This window comes from Planctomycetia bacterium, assembly GCA_015200345.1.
GTDB lineage: Bacteria > Planctomycetota > Phycisphaerae > UBA1845 > UTPLA1 > PLA3.
This window is the reverse complement of the sequence record CP054187.1, coordinates 2424315-2441598: the sequence shown is the minus strand read 5'-3', so window position 1 is coordinate 2441598 and position 17284 is coordinate 2424315. Positions and strand designations below refer to the sequence as shown.

At 64.3% G+C, this 17284-nt stretch carries 16 protein-coding genes; 14 read left to right on the top strand and 2 right to left on the bottom strand.

Going from position 1 to position 17284, the window contains the following annotated elements; translation table 11 throughout:
- Positions 1-4 precede the first annotated feature (4 nt).
- On the bottom strand, positions 5-1195 hold the full coding sequence (locus HRU71_09980; GenBank protein QOJ03788.1) for a flippase-like domain-containing protein: 1191 nt from the start codon (positions 1193-1195) through the stop codon (positions 5-7).
- 161 nt (positions 1196-1356) lie between these two features.
- Positions 1357-3000, bottom strand: coding sequence for a hypothetical protein (locus HRU71_09975; GenBank protein ID QOJ03787.1), 1644 nt, complete (start codon positions 2998-3000; stop codon positions 1357-1359).
- Positions 3001-3043: 43 nt separating this feature from the next.
- Between HRU71_09975 and HRU71_09970 the strand changes: the two genes are divergently transcribed.
- The 14 genes from HRU71_09970 (at position 3044) to HRU71_09905 (ending at position 17261) form a co-directional block, all read left to right on the top strand.
- Positions 3044-4312: an amidohydrolase family protein gene (locus HRU71_09970; GenBank protein ID QOJ03786.1), complete on the top strand. Its 1269-nt coding sequence runs from the start codon at positions 3044-3046 to the stop codon at positions 4310-4312.
- Positions 4313-4635: 323 nt separating this feature from the next.
- A complete protein-coding gene (locus HRU71_09965) occupies positions 4636-5091 on the top strand; it encodes a type II secretion system protein GspG (protein QOJ03785.1) in 456 nt (151 codons plus the stop codon).
- A 245-nt stretch (positions 5092-5336) separates the two neighbouring features.
- A complete protein-coding gene (locus tag HRU71_09960; GenBank protein QOJ03784.1) occupies positions 5337-5918 on the top strand; it encodes a type II secretion system protein in 582 nt (193 codons plus the stop codon).
- Between the two features lie 3 nt (positions 5919-5921).
- A complete protein-coding gene (locus HRU71_09955) occupies positions 5922-6662 on the top strand; it encodes a hypothetical protein (GenBank protein ID QOJ03783.1) in 741 nt (246 codons plus the stop codon).
- Positions 6659-7924 carry a hypothetical protein gene (locus HRU71_09950; GenBank protein ID QOJ03782.1) on the top strand — a complete coding sequence of 422 codons (1266 nt, stop codon included), beginning with the start codon at positions 6659-6661 and terminating at the stop codon, positions 7922-7924. The genes HRU71_09955 and HRU71_09950 overlap by 4 nt, the downstream gene beginning before the upstream one ends.
- Complete coding sequence (locus tag HRU71_09945) at positions 7921-8247, top strand: hypothetical protein (protein QOJ03781.1); 327 nt, start codon at positions 7921-7923, stop codon at positions 8245-8247. Before HRU71_09950 ends, HRU71_09945 begins: the two co-directional genes overlap by 4 nt.
- Before the next feature lie 60 nt (positions 8248-8307).
- On the top strand, positions 8308-8910 hold the full coding sequence (locus HRU71_09940) for a prepilin-type N-terminal cleavage/methylation domain-containing protein (protein QOJ03780.1): 603 nt from the start codon (positions 8308-8310) through the stop codon (positions 8908-8910).
- A 57-nt stretch (positions 8911-8967) separates the two neighbouring features.
- Entirely contained in the window at positions 8968-10140 is a 1173-nt protein-coding gene (gene pilM, locus HRU71_09935; GenBank protein QOJ03779.1) for a pilus assembly protein PilM, read from the top strand.
- A gap of 22 nt (positions 10141-10162) precedes the next feature.
- The gene (locus tag HRU71_09930) at positions 10163-10894 is read left to right on the top strand and encodes a hypothetical protein (GenBank protein ID QOJ03778.1); all 732 of its coding nucleotides are present in this window, start codon (positions 10163-10165) and stop codon (positions 10892-10894) included.
- On the top strand, positions 10891-11457 hold the full coding sequence (gene pilO, locus HRU71_09925; protein ID QOJ03777.1) for a type 4a pilus biogenesis protein PilO: 567 nt from the start codon (positions 10891-10893) through the stop codon (positions 11455-11457). Before HRU71_09930 ends, pilO begins: the two co-directional genes overlap by 4 nt.
- A gap of 66 nt (positions 11458-11523) precedes the next feature.
- Entirely contained in the window at positions 11524-12222 is a 699-nt protein-coding gene (locus HRU71_09920; GenBank protein ID QOJ03776.1) for a hypothetical protein, read from the top strand.
- 187 nt (positions 12223-12409) lie between these two features.
- Positions 12410-14329, top strand: a complete 1920-nt coding sequence (locus HRU71_09915; GenBank protein ID QOJ03775.1) for a hypothetical protein — start codon at positions 12410-12412, stop codon at positions 14327-14329.
- Positions 14326-15675 (top strand): tetratricopeptide repeat protein, encoded by a 1350-nt coding sequence (locus HRU71_09910; protein ID QOJ03774.1) that lies wholly within the window; start codon positions 14326-14328, stop codon positions 15673-15675. The genes HRU71_09915 and HRU71_09910 overlap by 4 nt, the downstream gene beginning before the upstream one ends.
- Positions 15675-17261 carry a PAS domain-containing protein gene (locus HRU71_09905; GenBank protein ID QOJ03773.1) on the top strand — a complete coding sequence of 529 codons (1587 nt, stop codon included), beginning with the start codon at positions 15675-15677 and terminating at the stop codon, positions 17259-17261. Before HRU71_09910 ends, HRU71_09905 begins: the two co-directional genes overlap by 1 nt.
- Positions 17262-17284: the final 23 nt, after the last annotated feature.

Genomic DNA, 17284 nt, shown 5'->3' with positions numbered 1-17284 from the left:
CCCCCTACGGATTGCTCGGCATTTCAACATCATTCATTGGGCGTTCGAAACCCAGCCACGGCACGATCACGCCTGGCAGCGCCCAGATGATCTGCAACAGTCGCATTCCCAGCGTCAGAGCCAGCATCTGCGAATACGTCCCCCAGTGGCCCTCGACGATCACCTTCGCGAAGACCGCCTCGAGCAGGCCAAAGCCCTGTACGCTGATCGGCACGGCCGCCAGCAGGTAGCCGACGACCGTGGCGAGCAGGCAGGCGGCGATGAGGGAGACCTGCGTTCGGCTGCCGGTCGGATGGATGCCCAGTGCGCGGGCGAGAAAATAGACACTTAGCACGAGCAGGGCGTGGGCGAAGAGCGTGATCGCGAGCGAGAGCAGCGAATCCTGCCGGTGATAGCGAAGCGAGAGCGTGGTGTCGTCGATGCGGCGGATCTTGTCGGCGAAGGGCAGCCGGGCGATGAGCGCGTCGTAGCGAATCAGGCTGCGAAACCTGCGCGAGAAGAACATCGCCGTGCAGAGCAGAAACCCAAGCATGAGGTAGCCGACCCATCGGCCATAGACGCCGATCATGGGATGTCGCCAGGAGAAGAAGATGGTCACGCCGGCGAGCAACAGGAAGCTGACGAGGCCGAACACGCGATCGAGCAGGACGACGGTGACGCCCTCGGTGCGTTTGTGTGTGCGGCGCGCGATGTGATAGGCCTTGTAGACGTCGCCGCCGGTGGTGCCGGGCAGGGCGAAGTTGAAGAAATTGCCCGCGAACGTGAGCAGCAGCGAATCACGATAAGAGAGAGAAATATCCTGTGTATCAAGCAGCAGGCGCAGCCGCCACGCCATGATCAGCACGATCGGCCCGATGAGCAGCAGGGCGAGTGCGGACCAGCCCATGTCGGCTTGCCGGATGATGGAGCGCAGACCCAGCTCGAGGGCACGCTGGCCGGGCTGAAGCTGGTCGGATCTGGCGAGTGCGTCGCGCGGCACAGTGCGTTCGGCGCGTGATTCGGGATCGCGCAACGTCAGGACGCCGTCGCGCTCGGCAACGAGGGCCAGCACCTGCTCCGGCGCCTCGGCCAGTCGCACGCGATCCAGCCAGTAAACCTTGCCCGAGAGATACCACAGCGCGCCGGCGCACACGGCCAGCTTGACCAGCCGAAAGACCCATTTCTTCCACGTACCGCCGAACCGCGTTTCGCTCAACCGTCACTCCCGTTCTTGCTCACGTCACGATAACGGGAGGCGTGGTGAGTGACCAGTGGTGAGTGATCGGTGGTCAACGGACGTACCGAGTCCACCGCCCACCATGCCGCGTGCAGCGAAGCGTTGGAAGGCGCGGGGTGCGTCCTCGACGCGCCTTCGTATCAGGGTCGAATCACGGGTCCGCGACGGTACACCGCTGCCACGTCATCCGTGTGAACCGATTGCCAATTCGACCTTTCGGCAAGGTGTCGATCGAGCTTCGTGTTGCGCCGCACGATCGCCAGATCGATGCCGTCGTAGTCCGCGAGGCCGACAAACAGCTCGGGGTGCGAAACGACCTCGCGGTAACGGCGCAGGCCCGCGTCGCCGTACAGCTCGCAGCGGTCATCAATATAGACTGGCAGCTCCGGCGCAAAATAAATGAGATAGCCGCCGAAACCCAGATCGTTGAACACTCGAACAGGTTCACGGCCGCCGCAAGCTGAATCCGCATCGCGCTGAATGGATCGCGCGGTGCGGCGGGCCGCTTCCACTGCCGCCACGGGCCAATTCCGGTCCGACACGCGCGCCCAGTTCGCCCCGATCACGGGCACACTCGCTCCGGCGGTCTTGAGCACCGCGCTCAACGCTACAAGGATGATCGCGGCCGTCCACGCCGTGCGCGGCGCCCGAACGGTTTGCAACGTCAAGCCTTGCGCGGCGCCAACGCCGCACCAGGCAAATCGCCAGCGACTCCTGAAAGCCGCCGCGCGGGACGACTGGCGGATCGCGTCGGCCATGTCGCCGATGGCCAGCACGGCCGTCACGGCAAACAACGGTCCATGCCGTACACGTGACATCGCCAGCGCCAGCCACACCAGCGGCAGCAGCCACGTCACCCGCAGCTCGATTCGGGCAACCGACGCCAGCAGCGCGAGATACACCGCCGCCAGCACGCCAAGCATCGCCCCTTCGGGACTCGTCCAGTCCGGGCGGCCGTGCTCGATGATCATCTGCGGGATGACCTGCGAGCGCATCAGGCTCAACCAGGTCGCGGGCAGATTCGGGCCGAAGGGTGTGATGAGTGGTGCCACGGCCGACAGGCTCGCGGCCGCGCCGATCCAGCGGGGCGCAGCCGGATCGATCATCCAGCGCCGCACGACCGGCAGGTGCGGCACGAAGAGCCATCCGAAGAACACGATCAGCGCCGAAGCGAGGCCACCCAGCGCCGCGCCATGCGTGTTGGACCAGGCAACGAGCAATGTCGGAATCCACAGGAGCCGGCGCGGATGCGCCCGGCCGGCATCCACGTCCAGAAGAATCACCACCAGGGCCGCCATGAAGAGCAGCGACGCCAGATGTGGACGCAACAGAAAGTGGTAACTGCTGGCACCGACCGCGAGCGCCGTGAGGACGACCGCCAGAGGCACGGTCAGGCCGGCTCGATGGAGCCGATGCGCGAGCCATGCAAAAAGCGTCGCAAGCATGGCCACGCCTCCCCAGAGCACCAGGTCCAACCCGCCGAGGCGATGCACCAAGGCCATCAGGCACTCACCGAGCCATTGCTGCGCCAGCCAGGTCTGCCCGGATTGGGAGAAGCTGAACGGATCGGTTCGCAGGATCGTCAGATCCGAGAGCATGCGTTCACCGGCGACGATGTGCCAGAACGTGCCGGGGTCTCGGAGCATGCGCTCGCGGCCGGCGATCATCAGCCCGATGAAGAGCACGAGAAAGACGAAGGCGGTCCATCCACCGATCGAGGGAATCGCCGCGTTCCGGCGCTGCGGGCGAGCGTTTCGATTTGCAAGGGAGGCGCGCGGGTTCACGCCGCAACTATCGGTCCGTTTCGGGAGCGGCTACGATTGTGTCATGGTAAAGAAATCGCATACTCGCCGGCGCGGGGCGATGACAGGCGCCGCCCGACGGCTGACCGGAATCACCAACGCCCAGCTGCGCGGCCGCCGCGGCCTGTTCGATCTGACATTTGACGATATCGGACACATCCGCGCGATCCGCGCCGCCGGTCGCGCCCGTCGAAGCGCTGGCGTCTTCGATGCGAAAGGCGGATTGGTGTTGCCCGCGTTCGTGGATCCGCACCTGCATTTGGACCTCGCTTATTCGGTAGAGCTGGTGAAGCCGAACAAGAGCGGCACGCTGCTGGAGGCCATTCGCCTGTGGGACGAGGCGAAGCGCAAGCTGTCGGCCGATAACGTTCGCGAGCGGGCGATCCGCGCGATCCACGCCGAGGTGTCGTTCGGGACGGGGTTCATTCGCACGCACGTGGATGTGGGAACCGGCGCGGGGCTGCGTCTCACCGAGGGGGTGTTGGCGGCGCGCGAGGCCTGTCGCCATCTGTGTGATATTCAAGTGGTGGTCTTCCCGCAGGACGGCATTCTGCGCGATCCCGGCGCGCTGGAGCAGATGCGCGCCGCAATCGAGATGGGCTGCGACGTGGTCGGCGGCATCGCCCACAACGAGCGCACTGATGAAGACTCTCGCCGGCACATCGATCTGCTCTTTGAGCTGGCCCGTGAGTTCAACCGCGACATCGACTGCCACATCGACGAGACGGATGACCCCGATTCGCGCTGCACGGAATACCTCGCCGCGCAGACCATCCGTCACGGCTGGCAGGGCCGCGTCACGGCGAGCCATGTCTGCGCGCTGTCCAGTTATGACCACGCGCACGCGCGAAAAGTCATGAACCTGCTGCGCGAGGCGCGCGTGCACGTCGTGACCAATCCGCCGGTGAACCTGCACTTGCAGGGCCGGTACGATCGCTATCCCAAGCGGCGCGGCCTGACGCGCGTGACCGAGCTGCTCGCGGCCGGAGTGAACGTGGCGGCCGGTCAGGATTGCATCGCCGATCCGTTCTATCCGCTGGGCACGGGCCAGATGCTGGACGTGGCGCACATGCTGTTCCATGCGGAACACATGAGCACACCGCCGCAGATGGATCAGACGCTGGACGCGGTGACGGAGAATGCCGCGCGCGCGATGAGGCTGCCGAGTTATGGGGTACGCGCGGGGGCGCGGGCGTGCCTGGTGGCGCTGCCGTGCGAGGACGTTCACACGGCGCTGCGGACGCGGCCCCGTCCGATCGCGGTGATTCGCGACGGGCGTCAATTGTTCCGATAGAAGGCGCGACGCGCGGTCGGAGCAGGGCATGCGGTCGAGCGGGGCCGAGTTTTCCGGAACAATCCTGCGCCCGCTGAAATTCCGGATCCGGCATTTGCCCCACATCGCAATTGAATCGTATCTTAATTCTTGCATAAACGAAGGTTTCGTGCGCCGGACCTGGCGCCGACTCTGCTAATGAACATGCAACGCCGCGCCGATAGGGATAACACCTGTTCCGGCTGCTCCATGCTGCCGGGTGCGGCGGATGGAACCGGATGTTTGAGCGATTCCGCCCCGCGCACGGTTGCGAGGCACGGGACGAGTTCAAGAGGGAGAAAGACATGACGCGACGAGCAACCATTCGAAACGCCTTCACGCTGGTGGAACTGTTGATCATCGTGATCATCCTCGGCATCCTGGCCGCGGTGGTCATCCCGCAGTTCTCGGATGCGAGCACCGACGCCCGGCTAAGCTCGCTGATGACGAACCTTCAGACCATTCGCGGGCAGATCGATCTGTACAAGCTGCAACACAACGGCAGCTATCCGGCCCTGGCGACGTTCGTCGACCAGATGACCAAGAAGACCAACGCCGACGGCACGGTCAACGCGTCCGGCAAGTACGGTCCTTATTTGCAGCGTATTCCGACCAATCCGTTCACGGTCGGCGGCACGGGCAACGACGTGACGAACACGGCGGCCGCCGCCAACAAGGCCTGGAACTACAACGAGACGACCGGCGAATTCAAGGCCAACGACGGCGGCACGACCAACGGCGTGGCGCACGACGCGATGTAATCCTGCTTCGCGCGGCGGCCTGATCGCCCGCGGCCGGTCTGACCGTCGCCGGAGCCATGGACGGTTTCTCCTGATGTTTATTCGGGACCGGTAAGCCGCGACACTTGTCGGTTTACCGGTCCCGATTCGTTTTTCCGCGCCGCCGTGCGGACGATTGATGCGGCCCATCAGCCGCGGCGCAGGCCGGCGAATCGTATGGTTCAAGCGGGTCGCACCACGAAGCGACCCGGGATGGATCGATGGACGTGAAATTCTCCACAACGTTCACGACGCGCCGCTGCGTGGTTCGGCTTCGCCGGTCCGCCGCGGTGTGCGCACGTCCCGGAATTGCCTGCATGCGGCGCCGCGGTCTGACGCTTGTGGAATCGCTGATGGCGGCCGTCGTGCTTTCCATCGTCGCCACCTCGGCCCTGCTGCCCTTCACGGCGGGCGCGAGCCACGCACTCGCCGCGATTCGACTTCAAAAGGCAACGGCCTACGGGCAGGCCATGATGGAAGAGGTGCTCGCCCGGCCATTCTACGGCCCCGACGGCACAACCAATCCGCCGGGTCCGGATACGGCGTTCGAAGACCGCCGTCAACGCTACGACGACCTTGACGACTTCAGCGGATTCACCGAGCAGATCACGGGAATGCGCGATTACATCAACCAGCCGATCACCGATCCGGACGCGGCGGGGCTGTGGCGCGATGTGACGATCACCTACGTGTCGTTTCCCGACCAGCAGGCAGCGGATACGAACAGCTACATCCTCGTGCGGGTTCGAGTGTGGGACGGCAACGCCCTGATGGTGACGCTGCACCGGCTGGTGGCGAGGGAGTACTAGACGATGCGCGCGAATTGCATCCTGAAACATCGCCGGGGCATGACGCTCGTCGAGCTGCTCCTGGCCAGCATCACGACGGCCATCGTCGCCGGGGCGGCGGCTTCGATGATGTCGGCCGTGAGCAATGCGTCGCTGGCGACGCGCGACGCGCGGACGCTGCACGTCGCCGGCCAGTTCGCGCTGACACAACTGTCTCGAACGATTCGCGGCGCGCGGGACGTGGGCAAGGTGACGGCGAGCGAGATCACCGTGTGGCTGGACGACTCCAACGGCGACGACAAGCTGAACCTCTACGAGACGGCGCTGATCCGCTACGACTCGCTGGGCAAGCAGCTTCTCATGGAGCGAATGCAAAAGACGGACGGAACGATCCCGGCGACGACCGTGCCGGTGGCGAGTTTCCTCGATCCGGTCCAACTGGGTCTCCTGATCACGGGTCCTGACAAACGCTCGTACGTCTGGGCGTCGGACGTAAGCAGCGCGAGCTTCGCCCAGTGGCCCAATTCGCCGGAAACGCGCATCGTCGTTGCAACGTTCACGCTCGGCACGGCCCCCAATACGGCGACGTTCAATCTCAATGCCAGCCCCCAGGCACCGGCGGATTACCTGTTCTACAAGGAAACCAAAAACGCCGCGCGGCCGGATTCCACCCCCCCGCGCAAGACCCGGTCGTACTTCTCGCTCTACAACGGTTTCACCGGCCATGCCGCGCTTCCCACCGTCACGCTGGAGAGCAGCTTATGACGCGCGACGGCATTGATACGCAACTCCTCAATTCGCAAACCGGCCGAACGCGCGCGCGACGGCCGGGGCGACGGCGCGCGTACATTCTTGTCGCGGTGCTGGCGCTGGCCGCGCTGGCGACGGCGCTGGGCGTCAGTTTCCTGGAGGCGCACAGCACGGCGATGCCCGAGGCGATGAACTACCGCGCCCAGGTCCGCGCGCAATACATTGCCGACTCCGGCGTTGCGATGGCCGCGCACTTTCTCACCTACCCCCCGACCACCGTGCCGGTCGGTCAATACTGGACCGGTCAGGCGTCGGTCTCGCTTGACGGCTCTCCCGACCTGCTCGACGTGACGGTGACGCAATCCAAGACCGACCCGAATCGGTACGAAGTCATGAGTGCGGGATGTGCCAAGGACCCGGACGGCTCGATCCGTGCGAAGCGTTCGATCTCGGCGAGCGTCGTCGCGCCCGTGACGGATCAATGCACCTTCTCCCAGGCGCTTCTTGATCGGGACGTGCTGAACGTCGTCTCACGTGTTTTCATCACGGGTTCGGTCCATGCAAACGGGAATCTCGATGTTCACGCGGGGTCGTCCATCAGCGGAAGCGTGTCCTCCACGGGAATCATCCGCAAGGAGCTGATGCTGAATATCTTTACCAACATGTGCCTGTCCGCCGGCTTCACATGCAACACGCAGGCGGTGAAGCTCCCGACCGGCGCGGCGGCGAAGTATCGAAACTACGTCGTCAACGGGCGGTACTATTCCGCACACGATTACGACCAGTACAACCGCACGACGCTCAACAAGCTCAACGCCGATGCACTCAATGCCATCGACATGTCGGCGACCAATCCCGGTCGGCTGATTTCTTACACGAAGGGCGATCTGACGCTTCGAGCCGTCTCCGGCAACGTCCAATTGAGCGGCGGCTTGATTGTTTCGGGAGGAGACCTGATCCTCGGTGACTCCGGAGTGTATGAAATCACCGCCGAAACAGGCTACCCCGCACTGGTTCTAGCCGGAAACTTACGCGCCGGGTCCGGCAACATCACGCTGCGCGTGATCGGCCCGGTTCTGATCGTCGGCAATCTGGATCTGAGCAACAAGGCCAATGTGACGATCGAGATGACCGGCACGCTGATCAAGACCGGCACCTTCGCCGGCATCAGGAGCGATTCGGCTTTCAACCTCACCTGGACGAGCGCGCGCTCGTGGCTGTGGGATCTGGAGTCCGGCCCCAAGCCGTTCACGATCCTGAATTGGAGAGAAAAATGACCCTTCCACGCAGTGAATCGGAATCAGGCCGTCCGGCGATCGTGACGCTGGACCGGGCGACTCGGCGCTTGCTCTCGATGATCGCCGTGCTGCTGGCCTTGCTCATGGTCGAACTGTGGGCGCTGCGGTCGGACACGGTGCCGTCGGCCCAGGCGCAGATTCCCGACACGGGTCTGCAACGGCAGCAAATTGTCGAAGAACAGCGCCGAACGAACGAACTGTTATCAGCCGTGCTGGAACACTTGCGGACCAAGCCGATCAAGGTCCGGGTGGAGTCGTCCGAAAAGCCGGCCTCTGCGGCGAAACGGGCCGATCGACCCTGAAGCGGGCGACGGCGGCGGGCGATATTGCAGGATGGGAAGCGCTGACGAAAGGGGGGTGTTATGAAGCCCGGAACAAGCCATGCAGGATCGTTGAAAGCGCGTGCGCGTGCGGGCACCGTGCGCGGCGGCTACACGCTGGTGGAGATGATGATGGTCGTGGTGATCCTGGTCATCGTGGCCGTCGGGGCCTGGCCGGATCGCGGGGCGGATCTTGCTCAACAGGTGAAGATCGCGTCGCAGCAGTTCGATGCCGACGTGTCGTATGCGCGGAGTCTGACGATCGCGCAGCCGGATGATCCCGCGGCGATCAAGTTCGACAAGCCGAATGAAAAGTACTGGATCGCGCGCGAATCGGCGGAGGACACACCGGTGTCGCATCCGCGCACGAAGAAGCCGTATGTGATTCAACTGGGCCAGAACGGTCGGCCCCAGACGAAGGACGTATCGATCAAGGGTCTGGACGTCGGAGGTGACAGTAAGTTGTCCTTCGACAGCACCGGCAACACGAAGGAAGCGGATACGTCCCTTGTGCAATTCAGCGCGGGCGGCGTCGAAGCCGAAGTGGCGGTGTCGCCGGCCGGGGCGAAGGTGACGGTCAGTTCCACGCTGACGAAGGTCCTGACGTCGACCCCGGACACGATTGGCGCGCTACTGAACGACTAGGATGAAAAGTAAGACCCGTCGCCTGACGGCGCGCGGTATTCCGGAGCAACGGACGGCATGTTCAGGCGAACGCGAAAACACGGCCCGATCGGACTGGACCTCGGCGCCTCGAGCGTCAAGCTGATCCAGTTTGCCGAGTCGCAGGGGCGATTGTCCCTGATCGCAGCGGCGCATCGCGATCTGCCGATCGCGGATGATCCACAGGCTGCGCACGAAGCGGCGGGTCGGGCGATTCGCAGCCTGCTGACGACGCACCGCTTCGAAGGGCGCGAGGTGGTGACAGCATTGGGTCACCGCGAGTATCAGATGAAGAGCATTCGCGTGCCGCCGATGCCGCCGGAGGAGATGGAAAGCGCCGTGGCGTTCGAGGCCCAGGAGCGTTTCGATCTCGGCGGTGCGCCGGCGCAGTTTCGCTACCTCGAAGCGGGCGAAGTGCGGCACGGCAACGAGTTGAAACACGAGCTGATGGTGTTCGCCGCGACGGATGCGGTCGTTCAGGAACGCCTGACGTTCCTGCAATCGCTCAAGCTCGATCCGATCGCCGTGGATCTGTCGCCGTGCGCGGTGGCCCGGAGCTTTGTGCGGTTTCTGCGGCGCGCCGCGGACGCCTCGGCGGTGAACGTGTTTCTCGATGTCGGCTTGCGCGGAACGACCATCCTGATCACGCGCGGAGCGGAGCCTGTGTTCCTTAAAGTGATCGACGTCGGCGGGCAGGTGATGACGGACGCGGTGGCGCGCAGCCTGGCGATTCCGGCGGAAGAGGCAGCGCAGCTTCGCTTGACGATACTGCGGGACCAGTCGGGCCGGCGCGGCGACGTGGAGTCGATGGTGCCGGCGGAGGTCCGCGCTGCGGTGGCGGACGCCGTCCGCCCGTCGGCCGATCAGATTGCCAAAGATGTGCAGCTCTGCCTTCGATACTACGCCGTGACTTTCCGCGGGCAACGTGCCGAAAGCGTGACATTGGTCGGTGGCGAGGCCCACGAGCCGGTGTTGCTGAAGTCCCTGCAAGACGCCGTCGACGTGCCGTGCATGACGGGCTACCCGCTCCGCGGGGTGCAGAATCTGGGCGATCTGACCAGCCGGGAGGAACGCGCGTTTCATCCGGCCTGGGGCGTGGCGTGCGGCCTGGCGTTGCGCGGGTTGACGTGTGTATCGAGCCTCGCGGCGGGCGCATCGCACGGCGGCGTCGCGGGACGGACCGGCCAAGTTGCGGCGGCGGGGAGCGCGTGAGACCGCGCGGGAGCCATCAGGCATGAAGGATTTTGACTTCATTCCAGGCGAGTATCACGCTCGTCGGACCCAGCGCAAGGCGACGAAGCTGCGCGCCGGATGCGTGTCAATGCTGATCGTCATGATGGTGCTGTGGACCACGGCGCACGTTCGGGAGCTTGAAAGCGCCGACGCAATGATCGCGCAGCTCGGCGCGCAGCGTGACGAATTGACGAACCTGCTCGCCAAAAAGGCGGACATGCAGGCGCTGCACGAAAAACTCGAGCAGCATCGCCGGCGCGTGGCGCTGCTGGAACGGGACGAGAGCCTGACCGTCGTTTTCAGCGATGTCAGTCGCCGCATGCCGTCGACGGTGTTCCTCACGGGACTCCGGCTCGACGCGCCGTCGGTGGCGCGCTGGGCCGCGCCGATCACGCATGAACCGGCCGTCGTTCCGACGCCGGAACAGAAAAGCGCCGGCGCGATGGCCGCGGCGGTGTTGAACGGGCAGCGTGCGATGGACCCGGCCGCAGTCAGGAACCAGCCGAATGACGTGGGGACGGAGGGTCCTGCGTCCGCCTACTCCCGGCTCATCCTGCACGGGGTCGCGGGTCAAACAGCGGAGATCATCCGCTTCGCCGCGGCGCTGGAAGATTCACCTTTGTTCGCACGAGTGCAGATGCGGGTGAAAGACAGCGTGAACTGGGGCGGGCGGCGCGCGGAGGAGTTTGAGCTGATTTGCGAGCTGGCGGAACAGGAGCGTGCGGCGCCATGAGTCAGCGAAAAGCAACCACCCTGATGATGGTCGGTATCGTGGGCTTCAGCGCGCTGTTCGTCGCCGCGTTCATGGTGCCCGGGCATCGGCGCCTGAAGGAAAAACAGGAACAGGTCGTCGCGGGCAGCAACGAGGTGCGCGACTTGCAGCAGGATCTCGGCTCGGTCAGTGATCTCTACGCAGCCATCGTGGACCTCGAATCGCAACTGAAGGAAGACCGCCGTCGACTTCCCAGCGAGCGCAGCGTTGGTGATTTCTTGAGCGATCTGGCCGATGCCTTGAGTCATTGCAACGTGATGGACTACGTCGTTCAGCCGCTCCCCGTGCTCGAGGTCAACCCGGGCGCCGTGCCCGAATCGCACGCGGTGGCGGCCGGAACGCGCGTGCTCCCGTTCAAGGTGGTGTTCGACGGGACGTTCGCCCAGACATTCGACGTGATGGGCCGGATCGAGTCCTTTCGGCGATCGACGCATGTCGCGGGGTTGCGGATCGTGAACGACAAGGATCAACTGGGCCGCCTGCATGTCGAGGTGGAACTGCACACGTATCAGTATGACGGATGATTCGAGCGTCGGGTGGGTTTTGCCCACTGTTCGGCTCACGGCACCTAGCTCCAAGCTCACAGAACCATGGCAAACGCGATGCTGAATGAAAAACTCGAGCTGTTCAAGCAGCAGCTTCTGGCAGACAAGAAAAAGACCGCCGTACTCGGTATGCTCCTTCTTGTCTTGATCGTGGTTGTACTCAAGACCTTCGTGGCCTCGGGCGATCCGGACGCGGTCGTGGCCGGTCTGCCGCCCGCCGTCGCGGCCCCCCCTGCGCCGATCACGCCGATCGCGGCCCCGCCGACCGGCGCGGCGACGGGGCCGATCGTGTGTCCATCAGCCGGTAACCCAGTCGCACCGCGCGAGTCCCTGCCGGAAGACGAGCCGCTGAAGGTTGTTCGTGTTGCCGATCTGCCGCGTACCCTGGAGCGGGATCTTTTTGTTCCCGAGCAATGGTCTCGCTACGAGAGCCATCGCGGCGCGCACGCGGGGTCGGGCGGCGGCGCGACTTCGCAACCCGCACCGTCCGCTTTCTGGACCGCGCTGGTCGGCGGCATGAAGGATTACCACGCGATCCGCCAGCGTGAAGCCGGCGAGATCACGCAGGAACTATCCACCCTCATCCTGCAATCAACCATGACGGGTCCGCAGCCACTGGCTTATATTTCCGGACGACTCGTCCACGAAGGCAGCGAGATCAACGGTTTCGTCGTGATGCGCATTACCGATCGCCGCGTTCTTGTCCGCAAATACGGACAAACTCGGACGCTGACGATGCAGTGAAGCCGTTCGCGATGAGCCGTGGTCATCGAGCCGCCCGCAGAGGAGCGAGTCCGCGCCCCCCGCATTCTCGACATTACCCTTTGCTGCGTTGCATCGTCCCAAAACCGTACGCCCGAATTGCAACGGCGTCTTCATACACAACCCCCAGCGTCCGACAACCGAAATACCCCACGAGAGGATTCGGGGGATGCCCATGCTGTTGACTCCACTTTTTCGCGTTTCATCGCCGCCGGCCCTGTTGCTGACGGGCGCGCTCATCGTCTGGCATGTGATCGGCTCCGCGCCGCTCCACGCGCAGGACAGCGTCGGATCGGTCGACGAACTTTCCGCCGCGCTTGGCGCGACGTCCCAGCCGTCTGAACAAATCGTCTCCGTTGAGAACGGTCGCGTCACGGTCCATGTTTCGGGTCTGCCGCTGGCCGATGCGCTGCGGATGCTGACCGAGCCAATGAAGAAAAACGTCATCATCGCGTCGGGCGTGCAGGGCACCGTCACGGCGAGCATGTATGACGTCACCTTTGACAGCGCGCTCAAGGCGATGCTTGTTTCCAACGGATTGGCGCATTATTCCGAAGGCGATTTCATCTACGTCCACACGCAGGAAGAGATGGAGCGGATCAATGCCTCGCGCCGCAAGATGGCCTCGCGCGTCTTCAAGCTCACCTACCTCAACGCCGCTTCCGCCAAATCCCTCATCGAGCCGCTGTTGAGCGCCGCCGGCAAAATTTCCGTCACGCCGCCCGCCAAAACGGGCCTCGGCGGCCAGACCGGACCGGGTGACACCGAGGGCGACAGCGTGGCCTCGGCGGACAAGATTCTTGTGACCGATTTCGAGGACCATCTTGAGAAGATCGCCAAGGTGATTGAGGACCTCGATACGACGCCGACGCAGGTGTTGATCGAGTCCACCATTCTTCGCGCGACGCTCAACGAAGACAACGCTTTCGGAATCGACTTCACGACGGTCGGCGGTGTCGACTTCGCGGCGGTCAGCAGCGTCAGCCCCGCGGCCCAGAGCATCGCCACCGGCAACATCCCGACCGCCGAGCTGAACAACACGAACTTCACGGTGCGCAGCGATTTCAACGCGGCGCTGCCGTCGGGCGGATTCACCTTCGGCATCCTGAAGGATCAAGTCGGCGTGTTCGTTCGGGCGCTGGAGGCCGTGACGGATACCGAGATCCTCGCGAATCCGAAGATTCTCGCGCTGAACAAGCAGGTCGGCCAGGTCATCGTCGGGCGACGCGATGGCTACCTCACGACGACGATCACCGAGACGACCGCGATACAAACCGTGGAGTTTCTCGAAACGGGTACCGTTCTGACGTTCCGCCCCTACGTGGCCAACGACGGGTGGGTGCGCATGGAGATTCACCCGAAGGATTCCACGGGCGGTCTGACGGAAGCGAACCTGCCGTTTGAACAGACCACGGAAGTGACGACGAACGTGCTGGTGAAAGACGGGCACACGATCCTCATCGGCGGACTCTTCCGCGAGGTCAGCACGGCGGCGCGCGGTCAGGTGCCACTGCTGGGAAACATCCCCGTGGCCGGATCGCTGTTCCGCCGCACACGCGACACGACGGTGCGCGAGGAAGTGATCGTGCTGCTCACGGTGCACGTGCTGAAGAACGATCAGGATCACAAGGCGTCGCGCGAGCTGGGAGAGGACATCGAACGCTTTCGCGTCGGCATGCGCACGGGTCTGCAATGGTTCGGCCGCGAGCGCTTGAGCGAAGCACACTATCGCTGGGCACTGGAGCATATGAGCCGGGGCGATACGGACAAGGCGGCATGGGACGCGGAGCTGGCGCTTTGCAATTATCCGCGGCACGTTGAAGCGATGAAGCTTAAGGAAAAGATACTCGGCCGCCGTGCCTGGGAGACGGAATCGTCCAGCATTCGGCATTTCATCATGGATCGCATCGAGGAGGAGGCGGGCGTCGATCACCCTCCGTTCGGCCGCCCTGCGCTGCCGTTCGCCATGCCGGAAGGGTTTGAAGGCCCGACGGGCGTGGAAGACGAATCGGACGCCGACGAGGCGGCGGCGAAAGGCGACACGAATGCAGACGTCGAGCTTGAGTCGAAGGAGGAGATCGGAGCATGAATCGCCGAAACGCCCCCTCTCGTTACCCTGCCTGCCGCCGCGAACCGGTACCGGCCTGTCGAGTCACTTTGATGGCGCTGGCCTGGCTGACAATTGTCGCAACCAGCGGTTGCGGCGATTTTGAGAAGACGCCGTTCGGCATGCACATGACGCAGGACCAGAAGGCCGAAGCCAAGCAGAACTGGAACGCCGTGCGCGGGGACGTGAAGCTTCAGATTGTCCGGCAGCAACTCGACGCGGGCCGCCTGGACGAGGCGCAGAAGATACTCGAAACGGTGCTCTCGACTTCGCCGCAGGATGCACGGGCCTATGTGCTGGCGACGCGTCTGCGGCTGGAACAGGGCCGCATGGCGGACGCGCGCTCGGCGATCGTGATGGCGCAGCAGCTTGCGCCGACGGACGGCGAAGTGCAGTATTATGGCGGAGTTGTAGCACAGCGGTACGGCGATCTGAATGCGGCCCTGGCAGCATACGAAGCGGCGGCCACAGCCTCGTCAAACAACGCGGCGTATTTACTGGCCTGGGCGGAGACGCTCTCGGCGATCGGTCGCCCGGGAGACGCCCTGGCGCTGATTGAATCGCGCCTGAATGATTTTGACGACAACGTTCCGTTGCGCGTCCTGGCGGCGCGGGCGGCGCGGCAACTCGGATTGAAGGCGCCGGCGGTCCAATACCTCCGCGAGGCGCTGCTCCTGGCGCGCGATGACGCACTGCTCGCCTCCTTTGCGGCGGAGACGTTTGTCTGGGCCGGCGCCTGGGACGAAGCCTTCGACGTGCTTCACCCAATGGTGGCAAAGGCGGATGCACCAGCCAGCGCACGCTATCTGCTCGCCGAGGCCTGCCTCGCCTGCAACAAGCCGGCTGCGGCGCTGGAGGCCGTCGCCCCGCTCACCAAGGAGACCGATGCCGACGCCGTGGCGCTTCTGCTGGCTGCACGCGCTTCGCTGGCGACCAGCCGCCTCGATGAGGCCGTCGCGTATGCCGATCGCGCGCGCCGCCTCGCGGCCGATTCCGCCGATGTGCGTCTGCTGTGCGCCTATCTTGCGATGCGTCGCAATCGCCCGGATGAAGCCCTGGCGGAGATCGATCACGCGCTGCGCCTGGGAGCCGATCCCGTCGCGCCGCTCTGCCTGAAGGGCCAAACGCACGAACGAACCGGCCAGACCAACGAAGCGCGCGAAGCCTACCTCGCCGCGCTGGCCGCCAATCCTGATGCCGCCGCGCCGCAAAGACTGCTCCAGCGTTTGAACGAACGAGTCGGGGTCGCGCCGACCGCCGCGTCCGTTTCGACCGCCGCGCTGGCGAACGACGCGGAGCCTTGCACGGAAACCGGAGTAACGCCCTGATGGCAACCCATCCCAAACCGTGGGCGTTTCTGGATGACGATGACGATGCATCGTCCGCCGCTGCGCCGTCCTCCTTCGCAGACGACACGTCCGCGCGCTCGGCCGCGCCGCGCCTGCGCTCGCGCGTACTCAAATTCGTCACCTCGTTTCAGTCGCGTCTCAATCTTGACCCGCGCTGGTCGGCTCTGCCGATCGGCCTGATCGCGATCTGGATTTGCATTGCCACGGCAGTCGCGCCGTCGGATCTGGGTCTGGCGCGCTGGAACGGCTTCGTGGTGACGCTCTTCGCCGCGGCAGCCATGACGATTTTGTTGATCGGACGCTCCGCGGCAGGTGACGGCCGCGACGGCTCGCGCGAAGCGATGCGCCAGGCGCTCGCGCAACGCCTGGGAATCGCGCCAGGCGGCGATGCCGAATCGCTTTGGACCAGCATCGAGGCTCACGCCACGAACATTGAGCAGCGCGTGAATGAACTGGTGCAGGAGCAGCGGCGACTGCAACTGGAGGCGTCGCTTCATTCGGCGCAGCGCCGGAACCTGGAAGCCATCCTGCACGGCATGGCCGAGCCGCTTCTCGTCGTGGACCGTTTTGAACGGATCGTGTTCGTGAATCAGGTTGCGGCGGAGCTGCTGGAGATCACGACAAACGACGCTATTCGACAACCGTTGGACCAAGTCGTGTCCAATGCGAAGCTGATCGACGTGGTCCGACAAGCCTGCCAGGCCGACGCTCGCGCCGCACGGCGTCGCGTGGAGCTGGACTTCGGCGATCGGGCCTTTGCCTTGTCGATGGCGCCGCTGCCCGATTCGGCGACCGCCGACGGAACATCGGCCCAATCCAGTGCCCATGGATTGGTGGTGCTGTTCCGCGACGTCACGTGTGATCGATTGGCGGCCAAGGCCAAGAGCGAGTTTGTCGCGCACGTGTCCCACGAATTGCGCACGCCGCTCTCGTCCATTCGCGCCTACACCGAGATGCTCGTGGACGGCGAAGCAACGGACGAAAAAACCCGCGCCGAGTACTACGGCATCATTCAGACGTCGGCGGACCGGCTCGGCCGCCTGATCGACAACATGCTGAACATCAGCCGGATCGAGGCGGGCACCGTTCGCATCAACAAGGAACCGGTGGCGGTCTCGATCATCGTGAAGGAAGTGGCGGACAGCCTGAAGCCGCAGGCCGAGGAGAAGAACATCGCGTTGCTGGCGGACCTGGCGCCGGTGGTGGACCGGGTGATGGCGGATCGCGATCTGCTGTACCAGGCGGTGCTCAATCTCGCGAGCAACGCGATCAAGTACACCCCCGAGGGCGGTGAGGTCACGGTACGGATGATCACGCTGGAAGAGCAGAACGCCCTGCGGATCGAAGTGTCGGACACGGGCGTGGGCATTCCCGCGGAGGACCTCCCGCACATGTTTGAAAAGTTCTACCGCGTCGAGGCGAACAAGCACATGGCCAAGGGCACGGGGCTGGGCCTGAACCTGGTCAAGAACATCGTCGAAGTGGTCCACGAAGGAAAAGTCTCACTCCGCAGCGAAGTCGGCAAGGGCAGTACCTTTGCGATCACGCTCAACAAAGTGACATGAATACAGCATGACCGGCCGATTCG

Bases quoted from the DNA above. Each gene is read 5' to 3' on its own strand.
- HRU71_09970 (QOJ03786.1), top strand. From the start codon at position 3,044: ATGGTAAAGAAATCGCATACTCGCCGGCGCGGGGCGATGACAGGCGCC.
- HRU71_09965 (QOJ03785.1), top strand. From the start codon at position 4,636: ATGACGCGACGAGCAACCATTCGAAACGCCTTCACGCTGGTGGAACTG.
- HRU71_09955 (QOJ03783.1), top strand. From the start codon at position 5,922: ATGCGCGCGAATTGCATCCTGAAACATCGCCGGGGCATGACGCTCGTC.
- HRU71_09950 (QOJ03782.1), top strand. From the start codon at position 6,659: ATGACGCGCGACGGCATTGATACGCAACTCCTCAATTCGCAAACCGGC.
- HRU71_09945 (QOJ03781.1), top strand. From the start codon at position 7,921: ATGACCCTTCCACGCAGTGAATCGGAATCAGGCCGTCCGGCGATCGTG.
- HRU71_09940 (QOJ03780.1), top strand. From the start codon at position 8,308: ATGAAGCCCGGAACAAGCCATGCAGGATCGTTGAAAGCGCGTGCGCGT.
- pilM (QOJ03779.1), top strand. From the start codon at position 8,968: ATGTTCAGGCGAACGCGAAAACACGGCCCGATCGGACTGGACCTCGGC.
- HRU71_09930 (QOJ03778.1), top strand. From the start codon at position 10,163: ATGAAGGATTTTGACTTCATTCCAGGCGAGTATCACGCTCGTCGGACC.
- pilO (QOJ03777.1), top strand. From the start codon at position 10,891: ATGAGTCAGCGAAAAGCAACCACCCTGATGATGGTCGGTATCGTGGGC.
- HRU71_09920 (QOJ03776.1), top strand. From the start codon at position 11,524: ATGGCAAACGCGATGCTGAATGAAAAACTCGAGCTGTTCAAGCAGCAG.
- HRU71_09915 (QOJ03775.1), top strand. From the start codon at position 12,410: ATGCCCATGCTGTTGACTCCACTTTTTCGCGTTTCATCGCCGCCGGCC.
- HRU71_09910 (QOJ03774.1), top strand. From the start codon at position 14,326: ATGAATCGCCGAAACGCCCCCTCTCGTTACCCTGCCTGCCGCCGCGAA.
- HRU71_09905 (QOJ03773.1), top strand. From the start codon at position 15,675: ATGGCAACCCATCCCAAACCGTGGGCGTTTCTGGATGACGATGACGAT.